Consider the following 14,496-nt stretch of genomic DNA (forward strand, 5'->3'; position numbering starts at 1 on the left):
CAGGCGAGTCTGTCCGCCCGGGCCCCCCTGCGCATCGGGGATCACCCTGGCCGGGCCCTGGTCGGACCCTGACACCACATCAGGGGTCCGGACGAGACGCCCCGGGCCCTCCAGCACCTCGTCCGCCGCGCGCGGGGCCGGCGGGACCGGGTAACGTCTTTGTCATGTTCTTCCCGACACCGATGTACGAGTAGGCGCGCGACGGGCCCCCGCCTACGTCCTGCGACGTCGCCGCGCCCGTCCCCCACCGATGCGTCCGTAGATCACTTCACAGCACCACCGGGAGAACCCGTGACCGACAGCAAGAACATCAACAACCCCGTGGGCCAGGGCGGCGGACCGCGCAAGAGGCTGTCCCGCGCCGAACGGCAGAACAACGGCCCGCACCGCAACCTCGACCGCCGCAGTGCCGCGGACCAGAAGGCGGAGCTGGTGCGCAAGATGCGCGAGAAGGCACGCGCGGCCGAGGACGCCGGGGACGCGGGGCAGACGGGCGACGACACCGCACAGAGCTGACGCCGGACGGGAGAGCGCGTCCACGGTCTTCGGCTCGGCCCTGGACCACGCGCCCACCCCACCTCACCCTACTCAATAGTTCAGGGGTTTCTGAATTCACGAATCGATGTACTGTCGAAGGGTGCTGAACATCGTCGAAGACATCGAGGTCCTGGCGCGCTTCGGGCGCGCGCTGGCCGATCCCATCCGCTGCCGTCTGCTCCTCGAGATCCGCGAGGCCCCGGCGCACCCCTCCGACCTCGCCGACAAGCTGGGCATCTCCCGCACCCGGCTGTCCAACCACCTCGCCTGCCTGCGCGACTGCGGTCTCGTGGTCGCCGTCCCCGAAGGCCGCCGCACCCGCTACGAGCTGGCCGACGCGCGCCTCGGCCATGCCCTGGACGACCTGCGCTCCGCGGTCGTCACCGTCGCCGCCGACCGGACCTGCGTCGAAGCGAACGAGAAGGGCTGCTGCTGATGGCCACCTTGTCGCTCGGCCCGTCGCCCGCCCGGCGCGATGTGCTGGCCCGTCGAATACGCCTGCTCGTGGCCGTCACCATCACGTACAACGTCATCGAGGCGGTCGTCGCCCTCACCGCGGGCACCCTGGCCTCCTCTACCGCGCTGATCGGATTCGGACTCGACTCGATCATCGAGGTCTCCTCCGCCGCAGCGGTCGCCTGGCAGTTCTCCGCCAAGGACCACGCGGTCCGGGAGGCCCGTGAGCACCGGGCGCTGAGGATCATCGCCGTCTCGTTCTTCGCGCTCGCCGCCTACGTCGCCGTCGACGCCGTGCGGGCCCTGACCGGCGCGGGCGAGGCATCCTCCTCCGTGCCCGGCATCGTCCTGGCCGCCCTGTCGCTCGCGATCATGCCGTTCCTGTCCGCCGCGCAGCGCAAGGCGGGGCGCGAGCTGGGCTCCGCGTCGGCCGTGGCCGACTCCAAGCAGACCCTGCTCTGCACCTACCTGTCCGCCGTCGTCCTCGCCGGCCTCCTCCTGAACGCCACCCTCGGCTGGACCTGGGCGGACCCGATCGCCGCCCTCGTCATCGCCGCCATCGCCGTCAAGGAAGGCCGCGACGCGTGGCAGGGCAAGGGCTGCTGCGCACCCGCCCCGCCGGGAGCCCTGCCCCTGCCGCCCCTGCCCTCCGCCACGGAGGCCGGAGGCTGCACTGCCGGGCCGGCCGGCGACGCGTGCTGCGCCGGCGATGCCAAGGCGAAGACGGCGGAATAGCAGTGGCCGGGCGACCGATCGGGCATGGACCACCGGGCAGCCGCGGCCCCGCCCCCGGCGGCGGCGCTCAGGACGGCGTGAGGAAACCGAGGAGGGCGGCCGTGGTCTCGGCGGGGTGGGTGAGCAGCCCCCCGTGCGCTCCGGGCAGCGTCACGAGAGTGCCCTGCGGCAGTGCCTCGGCAGCCACTGCGGCAGCGCGCGGCGGAAAGTACAGGTCGCCCTCGAAGGCCAGTACCAGCACGGGTACGTCCACATCGGCCAGGGCGGCGATCCGGTCCGGGTCGCGCAGCCAGCCGTCCGCCGCGGCCGACTGTCCGACCGCACCGTCCGGTGACGCCCATACGCCGTCCTGGGCGCCCAGCAGCTCCAGCCATGCGCGGACCTGCTTCTCGTCTTCCAGCAGCACCTGCCCGGGCAGCGTGGTGAGGAGCGTCTGGAGCCGCAGGAACGCCGCGGGGAGCCGGCCGGTCGCCCCGATCAGCTCCGCTTCGGCGTCCAACACCGCCTCCAGCACACCCGTCAAGGGCCCCGCACCGGCCATCAGCACCATCGAGCGCACGAGGTCGGGGCGGGTCCGGACCAGCAGTTCGGCCGTGAAGCTACCGAGCGAATACCCGATCACCACGGCACTCCGGACGCCCAGCGCGTCCAGCAGACCGGCAAGATCACCGGCCAGGTCGGCCATCGCGTACGGAGCGGGCGGGGCGTCGGAGGGAGCCACCCCCCGCGCCGCGTACGTCACCACCTCGCAGCCCGCGTCCACCAGCGCGTCCCGGAGCCCGCACAGCTCCCAGGCGACCGCCGGCATACCGGTCCCACCCACCAGGACCACCGGCTGCCCGGCCCCCCGCCGCTCGTAGGCGATCCGTACCCCGCCGTCCAGCACGACCGACTCCATACCCACGCCCTCCCGATGCGGTGAACCCACCGTCCCATCATCGGCACGGGCACCGAAGTCGGAAGGCCCTTGCCGGAACATGCCCGTGGCGTCCGCGGCTTCGGGCCCCACCACTGCCAGGCTGGCCACGGGCGCAGCCGGCGCGACAGACCAGGAGGACCAGCATCATGGGACACGGCCACAGCCGCGGCTCCTCGCCCGGCGACGACGGCGGCGACGGGCACGCCCACGGCCCCCGGATCGGCAGCGCGGGCGAGCGCCACCAGAAGCCGTTGGCCATCGCCTTCTCCATCACCGCGGCGTACGCCCTGGTGGAGGTCGTGGCCGGCTTCATCACCGGCTCCCTGGCCCTGATCAGCGACGCCGCCCACATGGGCACCGACGTCCTGGGCCTCGGTCTGGCCCTCGCCGCGATCCGCCTCGCGAAGCGGCCGGCCGCGGGCCGGCACACGTACGGCACCTACCGTCTCGAAGTCCTGGCCGCGATCGTCAACGGCCTCCTGCTGTTCGGCGTGGCCTTCTACGTCCTCTACGAAGCCGTGCAGCGCTTCCGCGAGCCGTCCGAGGTCCCCGGCCTGCCCGTGCTGGTCGTCGCCGTCTTCGGCCTCGTCGTCAATGTCATCTCCTTCCGCCTGCTCACCGCAGGCGCCAAGGAGAGCCTCAACGTCAAGGGCGCCTACTTCGAAGTCCTCGCCGACATGCTCGGCTCCGTCGGCGTCATCATCGGCGCCCTGGTCATCTGGACCACCGGCTTCGAGTACGCCGACCCGATCATCGGCGCCGCCATCGGCCTGTTCATCCTGCCGCGCACCTGGAAGCTGATGCGCCAGGCCCTGCGGATCATCATGGAAGTGGCACCGCCCGGCGTCGACGTCGAGGCGGCGGAACGCGAGCTCGCCGCCATCCCCGGCGTCCAGCAGGTGCACGACCTGCACATCTGGACCATCACCAGCGGCATGGAAGCCGCCTCGGCACACGTGATGATCCAGGACGGCGCCGACTGGCACGCCGTCCTGGACCAGAGCCGCCGGATCCTCGCCGAGCGGTACGGCGTCACGCACCCCACGATCCAGGTCGAGCCGGCCGATCACACCGAGGAGCCGGTCGGATTCTGACCGGCGCCCCCTCGTACCGTGCGGGGCGCATCTCGCCGAGCTTCAGCGGGATTTCACTGGGCCCTGGCGGCTTCCAGGGCGTCGGCGAGTGCCTGCGGGGTGCGGGTCGACAAGTAGACGTACGGGGTCGGGTCGGCCGGGTCGGTGTTCTCGATGCGGACCGCCCCGGCGATGTAGCTGCGCATCAGCATGTGGGCCCGCATGTCCGCCTTGTACGTCCGCCAGGCCCGCGCCTCTCCGGCCTCCAGGACGTGGACCTCGCCCAGCGCGCCGAGCGGGATCCGTGCGTCGTCGGCGACCAGCAGCCCGCTGGTGACTCGGATGCGGGAGGAACCCTGGGCGCTCACCCACATACAGGCGATCAGGGTGCCGACGGCGAAGCCGACCAGGGCGGCGAGGCCCCCGTACGGCATGACGATGAGCGCCATGGCGAAGCCGACGGCGACGGCGATCAGCCACCAGGTGCGGGGCGCGGTGAGCCGTTCGTCGTAACCGGGCGGTGCGGGTGGGGTCATGGGGGCGGGTCCTCGCTCGTGCGGGTTGGAGGCGGTGGCGGGGCGGGGCGTCACGGGGGCGGGAAGGCGCCGGCGCCGGGCCGGAATCGGCGCGCGGCCCGTCATGGGGCGAGCCGTTCGTCGATCAGCGACTTGAACGCCTCGTAGGTGCGGGGCGTCTGGATGAGCCGGCCGTCGAGGAAGAAGGTGGGGGTGCCCTGCACGTTCAGGCCCATCCCGTCCCGCTGGTCGGCCTTGACCCTCTCCTCGGTGGCCGGGTCCTTCACCGCCGTGTCGTACGCGGCCATGTCGAGGCCGAGTTGCTCGGCGAAGGTACGGAAGAGGTCCGCCTGGGAGTTCTGGAGCTCGCCCCATTCCTTCTGGGTGGCGAACATCTTCTTGTACATGTCCTCGAACTTGCCCTGCTGGGCCGCGGCCTCGACGGCGACGGCCGCGGTCCGGCTGTTGCGGTGGCCGGGCATCGGGAAGTAGCGGACCACGAAGGTGACGCGGTCGCCGTACTCCTCGCGGAGCTTCTCGACCATCGGATGGACGGCTCCGCAGGCCTCGCACTCGAAGTCGAGGAACTCGACGAGGGTCAGCTCGCTGCGCTGCGGATAGGTCAGCCGATGGCTGTCCTCACGTACGGCCCGCGCCTCGCCCGCTGCGGGCGGGGGCGGCGCGGCCGTGGCCGAGTCCTCCGGCTTGACCAGCAGGAACGTGGCGAAGGCGGCTGCCAGGACCGCCACGACGGCAGCGAGGGCCAGCAGGTTCTTCTCGAGTTTCGTCATGATTCCTCTATGTGGTCCGGTATGTGGTCCGGTCGTCGGCCGGGTACGGCCCGACGGGCGGCGGGCTGGGCCGCCTGCTGCCGCAGGCGGCGGTCTCGGGCATGGAGACTCGACAGGTACGCGTTGTAGGCGGCCAGCGGGTCCCCGGAGTCCCCGCGGTCGATCCGGCGGTCGACCCGGCGGGCCTCACGGCGGTCGGAGCGCACCCACTGCGCGGCCAGGATGATCGTGGTGATCAGGACGGGGATGTCGCCGGTCGCCCAGGCGATCGCACCGCCGTTGTACTGGTCCTGGGCCAGGTCCGGCCCCCAGGTGCGGCCCACCGCCTCCCACCAGCTCGCGCCGATGATGCCGGTGGAACTCATCAGGGAGATGCTGAACCACGAGTGGAACGGCATCGTCAGCATGAGGACGAAGAGCCGGCCCAGGTGGGGCGGCCGGCGCGGCCCCGGGTCGACGCCGATGACCACCCAGAAGAACAGCAGGCCGACCGCCAGGAAGTGGATCAGCATCGCCATGTGGCCCAGGTGGCTGCCCATCAGGGTCTCGAACCACGAGGTGTAGTAGACGGCGAAGGCGCTGCCGATGAAGAGGATGCCGGCCACGGCGGGATGCGAGACGATCTTCACGTACCGGCTGTGGAGCAGCCGTACCAGCGCCTCGCGCGGGCCGGCGGCCTCACCCTTCCCCGCCGTGGGCAGGGTGCGCAGGGCCAGGGTGGCCGGGGCGCCGAGGACCAGGAGGATCGGCACGGTCATCGCGAGGATCATGTGCTGTCCCATGTGGACGCTGAACATGACCTTCCCGTACACGGCGAGCCCGCTCATCGTCGCGAGGACGGTGACGGCCAGGCCGAGCATCCAGGCGACGCTGCGGCCGACGGGCCACCGGTCGCCGCGCGCGCGGAGCCGGAGCACGCCGACGAGGTAGAGCGCGGCCGCCGCGCCCGTGCCGAAGGCGAAGACGGGGTCGAAGTGCCACTGGGTGAACAGCGGAGTCCAGGGGAAGCCGCCCAGCGGGGGCGGCATCGGGAAGCCGAGGAGCTCCTCCGCCGGGCTGGGCGAGCCGCGGCCGGTGCTCGGAGGTGGGGTCCGGGACAAGGCGACGGCCAGGCCCGTCGCCGCGGCCATCACCAGCAGTTCGCCCGCGGCCAGCCTGACGAAGGGCCGGCGGGCGCCGTCGGCGAGCGCCGCGAGCGTCCGGCGCCGGTGCCACCAGCCGATCGCACCCAGAGCCACGAGCGCCAAGGCCTTCAGCAGCACCATCCGCCCGTACGCGGTGGTGAACCAGGCTCCCGACAGGGGCATCCGCACCCAGGCGTTGACCAGACCGCTCGCGGCGACGGCCACGAACGCCCCGCCGGCGAGCGGACTGAACCGCCGGGCCGCCACAGCGGCTCCGTCGGTCCTTCGCAGGGCGGTGACCGTGACGAAGAGCAATCCGCCGACCCAGACGGCTGCCCCCGCCACGTGCAGGGCGAGGCTGGTGACGGCCGCGTCGTGGTTCGCGAAGGCGGCCGAGTGGCCCGTGAACGCGGGCGGCAGCACGGCCGCGACGGCGACGGCGAGCGCGGCCCGTGCCCACCGGACCTTGGTGACGCCCGCGCAGAACGTCGCCAGGACGAGCCCTGTCGCGGCCATCGCCGCATAGGCGCGGCCCGGTGCGGAGGTGAGGGCGAAGTCGGCCATCACGGCCGGGTCCAGTACCTCGGCGACCGGCCGGGCGAACAGGTCGGACAGCGTGAAGACCAGCAGAGCGCCGGACGACAGCGCCCACAGCCCGGCGGCTGTGGCCGCCCACATCAGATAGGGCAGCCGCGTCCGGCCGAGGTCCCGGCCACCGGGCAGCAGGACGCCCGCCAGCAGCAGGGCGCCCACCATCGCCACCGACGCGATGTCCACGGCGAGGCGCGACAGCGGCAGACCCCAGGAGGTCAGCGGGCCGGCGTCCGCGATGCCCGGCACCTGCCGCGCCGTGGACCCGGCCGCCCGCATCCCGACGACCGTGACGCCGACGGCCGACACGGCCGAGGCGAGCAGGATCAGCGGTAGCCGGCCCGCTCTGCGCAGAGCAAGGTCAGCCGGCACGGTGCGCCTTCCGACGGCGCGCCACGAGCACCGCGGCACCGGCGCAGGCACCTGCCAGGAGCAGTACGCCGATGACCGGGGCGCTGCTGACGCCGCCCGACGAGGACCGGGCGCTCGGCGCCGGGGTCGTAGCGGCGGCCTCGGCAGACGGCGTCGGGCTGGGCGCGGCCGGCGCGGCCGGGGCGGCCGGGGCCGTCTCCCGGACGGTGAAGCGGTACGACCCGGACACGGGATGGCCGTCGGCCGAGACCACCCGGTAGCCGACGGTGTACGTGCCCGGGGGCAGACCCGGCTGCACGGCGAGGGATGCGCTCTTGCCGTCGACCTGCGGCTCTCCGGCGCCCGCCGCCGTTCCGTCCGGCGCGGTCAGGGCGACCTTGGCGTACTCCCGCGACATGTCGTCGCTGAAGGTCAGCCCGATGCTCGCCGGCAGGGCGTCCAGGGTCGCGCCGTCGGCCGGCGTACTGGAGGTCAGGTCGGTGTGCGCGAACGCGGCCGGAGCCCCGGCCCACAGGAGCGCCGCGGTCAGGGGTACGACGAGGGTGCGGGCCGCCGCTCGGGCGGCACGCCGGGAAAAGGAGTGCATGAAAAGGGAGAGGTCTCTCTGTGCTCCCCGGACCAGCCGGAGCAGGACACGCCGCCGCCCGCGGACGGCCCCTCCATCCGGCCGCTAGGCCGGGCAGAAACCTCCGCCGGACGACAGCCCGGTCGTCGGGAGAGGGGCACGCCACGGCACGGCGTGCCCGAACCGCGGCGGTGCGCGTCCGGCGTGCAGCCGGACCACGATCGCGGACGGCGGCATCGCGCCCGTTTCCAGATCCCGCAGCGCTGCCTTCGGCCCGTTGCCCGCGGGCAGGAGCGGCCAGACGAACATCAGCAGGGCGCGCAGCGCCTCGAGGACGGGCTTGCCGCGCCACAGGAGCCGTCCGGTGAGTCCGAACAGGTGCGCGGCGAGCACCAGCATGACGAGGTGCCCGGCGAAGAAGACCTCCGGCGGGACACCGGCCGCCGAGGCGTGTTCGACCAGAGCCATCGGCTCCCGCGAACCGGTCACGGCCGCGCAGGCCCCCGGCAGCGAGTAGGCCGAGTGGTAGGCCAGCTGGGCGCCGGCCAACGCCGCCATGAGCTGGGTGTCGGAGAGCCTGTGCCGGGTCAGCAGCACCGCACTGGGCACCGCGACCGCGGCCATGCCCAGCAGCAACGCCCACCGCGGCATGTGCCCCTGCGCGAGGAGGTGGCCCGCCAAGGGCAGCAGTACGCACAACGCCGCGAGGGCCCCGGCCCGCAGACCGCGCACCACTCCGCGGGCCGGCGAAGGCGGCCGCGCTACGAGGGTGGCGGACATGGGCTGCTGCGCTTTCCGGGAGATCTGCCAGAACTGACCTGTGACTCGCGGAGAGCCCGAGGACCACCCGCAGGGTATCCCGGTGCCCCTGCCCGCCCCGCACCAGGACCCGTCGTCCGCGAGACGAGGCGAGGCGCCTGCCCCTGAAGCGGGAGCAGCTCGTGAGGGCCAGTCATCCCACCGGCCTGAGTGCGGGGATCAGACCACGAGGAGAACCCGGCCCGGACGGTGATGGTCTGGCTGCCGTCGGGGGCTGGTCACCACGGTCCTTGGTCGGTCTGCTTCACGCGAGCACGGGTCAGCGCACCCGCCCCCGCGCCTTCAGCGGCACCGGCGGGAGTTGTGGAGCCGGGATCGGGGGGCCGTCGTAGCCCTTTACCTCGCCGAAGCGGGTGCCGTTCGTCCAGTCCTCGCGGGCTTGGACGATGTCCTCGTTGGTGCGGCCGATCCAGTTCCAGAACATCACGATCTCCTCCTCGAACGGCTCGCCGCCCAGGAGCATCAGGCTCGCGTCCGAACTCGCCCGCAGGGGGAGTTCGGTGCGGCCGCAGCCGAGGTAGAGCATGGAGCCGGGGAGGACCGGGACTTCGTCCACGTGGGCCTCGCCCGACATCGACAGGACCGCGTACTCGAAGTCCGGGTCGAGCGGGAGGCGGGTTTCGGTGCCCGCCGCGAGGGTCAGGTCCGCGCCGACGATCGGGCTGTACGTCGTGCCCGGCGAGGCCGCGGTGTCCAGGGTGCCGAGGATGACCGTCGCGGTCAGGCCCGGGGCCGTCACCCTCGGGAGTTCCGCGTGGTGCTCGAAGTGCGGGTCCACGTCGCGGTGGGCGTCCGGCAGGGCCACCCACAGCTGGGCGCCGTGCAGGAAGCGGGCGTGCGGGCGGGGGCTCTCCTCGGAGTGGCTGATGCCCCGGCCGGAGGTCATCAGGCCCAGCTCGCGCGGGCGGACCGTCGCCAGGCTGCCCACGCTGTCCCGGTGCAGCACCTCGCCCTCGTGGAGCCAGCTGACGGTCTGGAGGCCGGTGTGCGGGTGCGGAGCGACCTGCATGCCGGGCTCGTCCGCGATGTCGTCCGGGCCGTAGTGGTCCACGAAGCACCAGGCGCCCACCATGCGGCGGCCCAGGTTCGGCAGGAGTCGTCGGACCTCGGTGGACTCCCCGAGCTTGACCGTGCGCGGGCTGAGGAGCTCGCGAACCGGTTCGGCCACGACGAAGCCGCGGCCGCCGCAGACGGAGAGTGCGGGCTGGCGATCGAGATTGCTCATGCGGACAACCTAACGGCGGCGGGGCGGCCGCGGTCAGTGGAATGTTCCCCCGGCCCTGCGTGTTGGAGGCACCGGACAGCGCGATTCGGACAGCGGGAAGGCGGGCGTGATGAGTTCGGCGGGGACGGCGTACATCGAGCACGGGACGGCGGCCGAGCGCTGGGAGCGGGCCCGGCTCTTCTTCGAGGCGAAGGAGTACGCGACGGCCGCCCGCATCCTGGACACGCTGGCGGCCGAGGCCCCGGAGCAGCTGGCGCCGCGCCTGCTGCTGGCCCGGGCCTACTACCACTCCGCCCAGCTCTCCCGGGCCGAGCACGAGCTCCGCGCCATCCTGGAGCGCTGGCCCGTGGAGGACTACGCACAGCTGATGCTCGGTCGCACGCTGGAGCGCGGCGGGCGGGCCGCCGAGGCCCGTCCGTACCTGCGGATGGCCGCCGCCATGGCGGGCGAGTTCGAGGACTAGCGGGCCGCCCGGCCCGGCGCATGCGGGGCCCGGGCTCCGGCTCGGTTAGCCTGGGTCGCATATGAACCGTCTGACCACGCCTTTCGGCTCCTACGAGCTCACCCGCTTCCCCGAGGACCCGCGCGACCGGCTCCGCGCCTGGGACGCCGCCGACGAGTACCTGCTGCGCCACCTCGACGCCGGCACCGGCGAGCGCGGGCCGGTGGACCTGGCCGGCGCCGGGCAGATCACCGTCGTCGGGGACCGCTGGGGGACGTTGACGACCGCGCTCGCCGCGTACCGGCCGACGCAGATCACGGACTCCTCCCTGACCCGCTCCGCCACCGCGGCGAACCTCGACCGGAACGGGATCGGGACCTCCAAGGCGACGGTCACGCTGCTGACCACGCAGGACCCGCCGCCCGAGAAGATCGACGTCCTGCTGGTGCGCGTGCCCAAGAGCCTGGCGCTGCTGGAGGACCAGCTGCACCGGCTGGCCCCGCACGTGCACGCGGGCACCGTGGTCGTCGGCACCGGCATGGTGAAGGAGATCCACACCTCCACGCTGCGGCTCTTCGAGCGGATCCTGGGCCCGACGAAGACCTCGCTCGCCGAGAAGAAGGCGCGGCTGATCTTCTGTACGCCGGGCACTCCGGGCGCCGCGCGGCCCACGACCGCCGGGCCGTGGCCGGTGACGTACACGGTGGACGAGGACGCCGGGTCCGCCTCCGGGCTGACCGTCGTCAACCACGCCGGGATCTTCTGCGCCGACCGGCTCGACGTCGGCACCCGCTTCTTCCTGCAGAACCTGCCGACCAACACCGACGGGGCCCGGGTCGTGGACCTGGGCTGCGGCAACGGCGTCGTCGGCACGGCCGTGCAGGTGCACGACGCGGACGCCGAGGTCGTCTTCACGGACGAGTCCTACCAGGCGGTCGCCTCGGCGCGGGCCACGTACCGGGCGAACATCCGCGAGGGCCGGCGGACGGCCGAGTTCCACGTCGGCGACGGGGTCGCGATGCTGGCGCCCGGTTCCGTGGACCTGGTGCTGAGCAATCCGCCGTTCCACTCCCACCAGGCGACCACGGACGCGACGGCGCTGCGGATGTTCGCGCAGTCGCGCAAGGTGCTGCGGCCCGGGGGCGAGCTGTGGATCGTCGCCAACCGGCACATGGGCTACCACACCCACCTGCGGCGGCTGTTCGGCAACAGTGAAGTCGTCGCGAGCGAGCCGAAGTTCGTGATCCTGCGGGCCGTCAAGGAAGACCGGCCGCGGCCTATGTGACCTGCCGGTACGTCCTACACTCTGCCGCGTGAGCAGCCAGGTGGTGGGAGACGGGGCCGAGGGCGGGACGGGCGGCGGGACGGGCGGCGGGCGCTACCGCCGGGAGGACGTGGCCCGCGCGGCCGGGGTCAAGGTGCGCAACCTGCGCTACTACCAGGAGCGCGGGCTGCTGCCGCCGCCGCGCCGCGAGGGCCGGATCGCCTGGTACTCCGATGACCACCTGACCCGGCTGCGGCTGATCAGCGACCTGCTGGGGCGCGGCTACACGGTCAACGGCATCGCCGAGCTCCTGCAGGCGTGGGAGGGCGGCGGCGGCCTGTCCGGACTGCTGGGCCTGGAACGGGAGATGACCCGCGACTGGGTGCGCGAGGAGCCGGTCACGATGACGCGGGCCGAGCTGCGGGAGCTGTTCGGCCCCACCGCCACGGCCGAGGACACCCGACGGGCGGCGGAACTCGGGTACGTCACGGTCGACGGGGACCTGGTCACCCACCCGAGCCCGCGCCTGCTGGACGCGACGCTCGCGCTGGTGCGCGAGGGCGTCCCGCTCGCGGAGATCCTGGACGCCGGGGAGTTCGTACAGGCGCAGGCGGCCGCCCTCGCGGACCGGTTCGTCGGACTGTTCCGGCGGCATGTGATCGGACCGGCGGCGCTTGAGCTGCTTTCGGCCACGCAGCTCCAGCACATCACGGAGGCGGTGACGGCCCTGCGGCCGGTCGCCGGGGAGGTCGTGGCCACGGAGTTCGCCCGGGCGATGGCGCGCCGGGTGGACGCGGAGGTCGCCGAACTGCTGCGTACGGAGCAGTAGGAGTCGGCCGAAAGGGTGCGCTCGCACAACCTTGCCAACCCCCATTGGCACTCTTACATTCAACTCGTCGGTAACAACGGCTCACAGCTGAACACAAGGGACGATCTCATGACGGATGCCCCGCACTTATCCGACTTATCAGACGAAGATCGCGGCTCCGGCCGTGTCCGCTGGCGGCGCTTCGCCGTCCTGACCGTACCCGCCGTGGCCGTGACCGCCGGCCTCGGCATCGCCCTCGCGCAAGGGGCGCTCGCCGCCTCGTTCGCGGTGTCGGGGCAGCAGTTCAAAGTGTCGGCGAAGAGCCTGCAGGGCGAGGGTTTCGCCCAGTACGGCAGTGTCGACGTCAACGCCCGCGAGGAGCTCATCCCTGTGGCCGTCACCGCCATCCGGGAGGCGAAGCTCAACAGCCTGTGCCAGTCCGTGGTCACCACGCTCCCGGTGATCGGGGACATCTCGCTCAACCTGACGGCGGGCCAGAAGAAGCCCGTCGAGGCGAGCAACCTGTTCGTGGACGCGACGCAGCTCTCCGGTGACGCGGTCTTCAGCAACATCGAGATCGGGCGCGACGCCTCCACCCTCGACAAGGGTCCGGCCGACGCCCAGGGGATGCAGGACCTGTTCGCGCAGCAGGCCGACACGGTCAGCATCACCGATCTCCAGCAGACGGCGTGGGCGACCAACGCAGGCACCTTCAAGCTCTCCGGGCTGCGCATGGACATCAGCAAGGGCAAGAAGGAATGCTTCTGAGCCGTCGGCGGTGGCGGCGGTGGCGGCGCGGCAGACCGTTCTGGGGCGGACTGTTCACCATCCTCGCCGGCGTGTGGATCTGCCTCCTGCCGCTGGCACCGCTCAAGATCATGCTCCAGCAGGGGGTGGCGGGGATCCCGTCCGTCCTGATGGGCCTCGTGATGATCGTGCTCGGCCTCACCGCCTGGTTCTCCCCCGCACAGCGCGCGCTCGCGGGTGTCCTCACCACCCTGATCGCCACCGCGGCCCTGGTCCTGTCGAACCTCGGCGGATTCCTGATCGGCACCCTGCTCGGCATCCTCGGCGGCGGCCTGATGTTCGCCTGGCAGCCGCACGCGGCCGCCCGCGCCCCCGACTCCACCCCTGCCTCCACCGTTCCTTCCGCTGTCCCCTCAGCCGCACCGTCAGCCGCTCCCTCCCCCACGACACCTCCGCACCACGATCCCCAAGGAGCACAGCCATGAGCCGTACGCGCACCGCGCTCGCCCTCGGGATGGCCGCCGCCGGAGCCCTCACGCTGGCCTCGGTCTCCGCCTCCGCCGCGCCGTTACCCGTGGCCGGGTCGACCACCGTCACCCCGGCCGGGCACGCGTTCAAGGCCACCCTCAGCGGTAAGGCCACCCTCAAGGCCGGTTCGGTGACGGTGACCTGCAACGTCTCCGTGGCCACCGGCACGGTGCCGGCCGCCCCCGGCAACCAGAACCCGGCCGGGCCCGTCTCGTCCCCCATCTCGGCGCCGACGTACAGCTCCTGTACGTCGAGCATCCCCGGCGTGACCCCGACGGTCACGACCAGCGGTGCCTGGACGGTGTCGATGCAGCACGGCTCCCCGATCACCGCGACCATGACCGTGCCGGTCGGCGGCCTGGTGGTCAAGACGACCGGGCTCGCCTCCTGCACGGTCACCACCGCGCCCACGGCCGCCGCCAACGTCGCCGGCACCTGGACCAACGGCGCCCCGCCCAGCCTGACCTTCACCAACGCGACCGTACCGGTGAAGGTCACCGGCGGGTTCGGCTGCCCGACGAGTGCGACCACGTCCACCTTCAACGCGGTCTACCTCGTCACCGACACGACCGACCCGGCGCAGCAGATCACCGTCGGCCCCTGACCCCCGCGCGCACCGAGGCCCGCCGTCCCGGAGATCGTCCGGAACGGCGGGCCTCCGTCGTGCCCGCGCCGCGTCAGCGGTGCGCCGGGAACTCCACGACCTGCTGGTACGTGGGCCGGTTCTGCCAGTTGACCTGCGGGTGGGACAGTCCGCCGACCGGGCGCTGGACGATCGAGTCGGCGCACCACTGGTTGCCCGCGGCGCAGGTCCCGTCGGCCGGGTAGACGGCCGCCGAGGTGGCGGCGGCGGCCTGCTTGAGCGTGGCGGTCACGGCCTCGCGGCACGCGGCGAGCGAGCCGCCGCCGCAGGATGTCCGAGCACTGGCTGCCGCAGTAGTCGGCGATCGGGAGCGGCACGGGGTCGGCGGCTCCGGCGGCCGCG

At 72.7% G+C, this 14,496-nt stretch carries 17 protein-coding genes and 1 pseudogene; 10 read left to right on the forward strand and 8 right to left on the reverse strand.

Features of this window, described 5'->3' with window-relative positions:
* Window positions 1-291: 291 nt before the first annotated feature.
* The 3 genes from ACFWP3_RS17935 (at window position 292) to ACFWP3_RS17945 (ending at window position 1,728) form a co-directional block, all read left to right on the forward strand.
* On the forward strand, window positions 292-516 hold the full coding sequence (locus ACFWP3_RS17935) for a DUF6243 family protein (protein ID WP_384221771.1): 225 nt from the start codon (window positions 292-294) through the stop codon (window positions 514-516).
* 106 nt (window positions 517-622) lie between these two features.
* On the forward strand, window positions 623-973 hold the full coding sequence (locus tag ACFWP3_RS17940; protein WP_384221773.1) for an ArsR/SmtB family transcription factor: 351 nt from the start codon (window positions 623-625) through the stop codon (window positions 971-973).
* Window positions 973-1,728 carry a cation transporter gene (locus ACFWP3_RS17945; protein WP_384221776.1) on the forward strand — a complete coding sequence of 252 codons (756 nt, stop codon included), beginning with the start codon at window positions 973-975 and terminating at the stop codon, window positions 1,726-1,728. Before ACFWP3_RS17940 ends, ACFWP3_RS17945 begins: the two co-directional genes overlap by 1 nt.
* Window positions 1,729-1,795: 67 nt before the next feature.
* Here ACFWP3_RS17945 and ACFWP3_RS17950 read toward each other — a convergent pair whose 3' ends face one another.
* Window positions 1,796-2,626, reverse strand: coding sequence for an alpha/beta fold hydrolase (locus tag ACFWP3_RS17950; protein WP_384221778.1), 831 nt, complete (start codon window positions 2,624-2,626; stop codon window positions 1,796-1,798).
* 167 nt (window positions 2,627-2,793) lie between these two features.
* On the opposite strand from ACFWP3_RS17950, the gene ACFWP3_RS17955 reads away from it, so the two are divergent.
* Window positions 2,794-3,741, forward strand: coding sequence for a cation diffusion facilitator family transporter (locus ACFWP3_RS17955; protein WP_384221780.1), 948 nt, complete (start codon window positions 2,794-2,796; stop codon window positions 3,739-3,741).
* A 53-nt stretch (window positions 3,742-3,794) separates the two neighbouring features.
* Here the strand turns inward: ACFWP3_RS17955 and ACFWP3_RS17960 are convergent, their stop codons facing one another.
* The 6 genes from ACFWP3_RS17960 to ACFWP3_RS17985 form a co-directional block, all read right to left on the reverse strand.
* Entirely contained in the window at window positions 3,795-4,256 is a 462-nt protein-coding gene (locus tag ACFWP3_RS17960) for a DUF3093 domain-containing protein (protein WP_384221782.1), read from the reverse strand.
* A gap of 101 nt (window positions 4,257-4,357) precedes the next feature.
* Window positions 4,358-5,026, reverse strand: a complete 669-nt coding sequence (locus tag ACFWP3_RS17965; RefSeq protein WP_384221784.1) for a DsbA family protein — start codon at window positions 5,024-5,026, stop codon at window positions 4,358-4,360.
* Entirely contained in the window at window positions 5,023-7,113 is a 2,091-nt protein-coding gene (locus ACFWP3_RS17970) for a cytochrome c oxidase assembly protein (RefSeq protein WP_384221786.1), read from the reverse strand. Before ACFWP3_RS17970 ends, ACFWP3_RS17965 begins: the two co-directional genes overlap by 4 nt.
* Entirely contained in the window at window positions 7,103-7,699 is a 597-nt protein-coding gene (locus tag ACFWP3_RS17975) for a copper resistance protein CopC (RefSeq protein ID WP_384221788.1), read from the reverse strand. The genes ACFWP3_RS17970 and ACFWP3_RS17975 overlap by 11 nt, the downstream gene beginning before the upstream one ends.
* Before the next feature lie 84 nt (window positions 7,700-7,783).
* Complete coding sequence (locus tag ACFWP3_RS17980) at window positions 7,784-8,458, reverse strand: hypothetical protein (protein ID WP_384221791.1); 675 nt, start codon at window positions 8,456-8,458, stop codon at window positions 7,784-7,786.
* Between the two features lie 298 nt (window positions 8,459-8,756).
* Window positions 8,757-9,722, reverse strand: a complete 966-nt coding sequence (locus tag ACFWP3_RS17985; protein WP_384221793.1) for a pirin family protein — start codon at window positions 9,720-9,722, stop codon at window positions 8,757-8,759.
* Between the two features lie 109 nt (window positions 9,723-9,831).
* Here ACFWP3_RS17985 and ACFWP3_RS17990 point away from each other — a divergent pair, with 109 nt between their 5' ends.
* The 6 genes from ACFWP3_RS17990 to ACFWP3_RS18015 all read left to right on the forward strand — a co-directional run bounded on the left by ACFWP3_RS17990 (window position 9,832) and on the right by ACFWP3_RS18015 (window position 14,115).
* A complete protein-coding gene (locus ACFWP3_RS17990; RefSeq protein WP_384221795.1) occupies window positions 9,832-10,185 on the forward strand; it encodes a tetratricopeptide repeat protein in 354 nt (117 codons plus the stop codon).
* Window positions 10,186-10,255: 70 nt separating this feature from the next.
* On the forward strand, window positions 10,256-11,449 hold the full coding sequence (locus ACFWP3_RS17995; RefSeq protein ID WP_384221893.1) for a methyltransferase: 1,194 nt from the start codon (window positions 10,256-10,258) through the stop codon (window positions 11,447-11,449).
* Window positions 11,450-11,477: 28 nt separating this feature from the next.
* Complete coding sequence (locus tag ACFWP3_RS18000) at window positions 11,478-12,257, forward strand: MerR family transcriptional regulator (protein WP_384221798.1); 780 nt, start codon at window positions 11,478-11,480, stop codon at window positions 12,255-12,257.
* Between the two features lie 108 nt (window positions 12,258-12,365).
* On the forward strand, window positions 12,366-13,004 hold the full coding sequence (locus ACFWP3_RS18005; RefSeq protein WP_384221800.1) for a DUF6230 family protein: 639 nt from the start codon (window positions 12,366-12,368) through the stop codon (window positions 13,002-13,004).
* Window positions 12,995-13,468 (forward strand): DUF6114 domain-containing protein, encoded by a 474-nt coding sequence (locus ACFWP3_RS18010; RefSeq protein ID WP_384221803.1) that lies wholly within the window; start codon window positions 12,995-12,997, stop codon window positions 13,466-13,468. The genes ACFWP3_RS18005 and ACFWP3_RS18010 overlap by 10 nt, the downstream gene beginning before the upstream one ends.
* Window positions 13,465-14,115 carry a hypothetical protein gene (locus ACFWP3_RS18015; protein ID WP_384221805.1) on the forward strand — a complete coding sequence of 217 codons (651 nt, stop codon included), beginning with the start codon at window positions 13,465-13,467 and terminating at the stop codon, window positions 14,113-14,115. The genes ACFWP3_RS18010 and ACFWP3_RS18015 overlap by 4 nt, the downstream gene beginning before the upstream one ends.
* A 73-nt stretch (window positions 14,116-14,188) precedes the next feature.
* On the opposite strand, the pseudogene ACFWP3_RS18020 reads toward ACFWP3_RS18015, so the two are convergent.
* A pseudogene (locus ACFWP3_RS18020) lies at window positions 14,189-14,434 on the reverse strand (hypothetical protein); the annotation flags it as partial.
* Between the last annotated feature and the right edge of the window lie 62 nt (window positions 14,435-14,496).

The sequence above is a fragment of the Streptomyces sp. NPDC058525 genome, from assembly GCF_042719495.1.
In the GTDB taxonomy this organism is placed as follows: domain Bacteria; phylum Actinomycetota; class Actinomycetes; order Streptomycetales; family Streptomycetaceae; genus Streptomyces.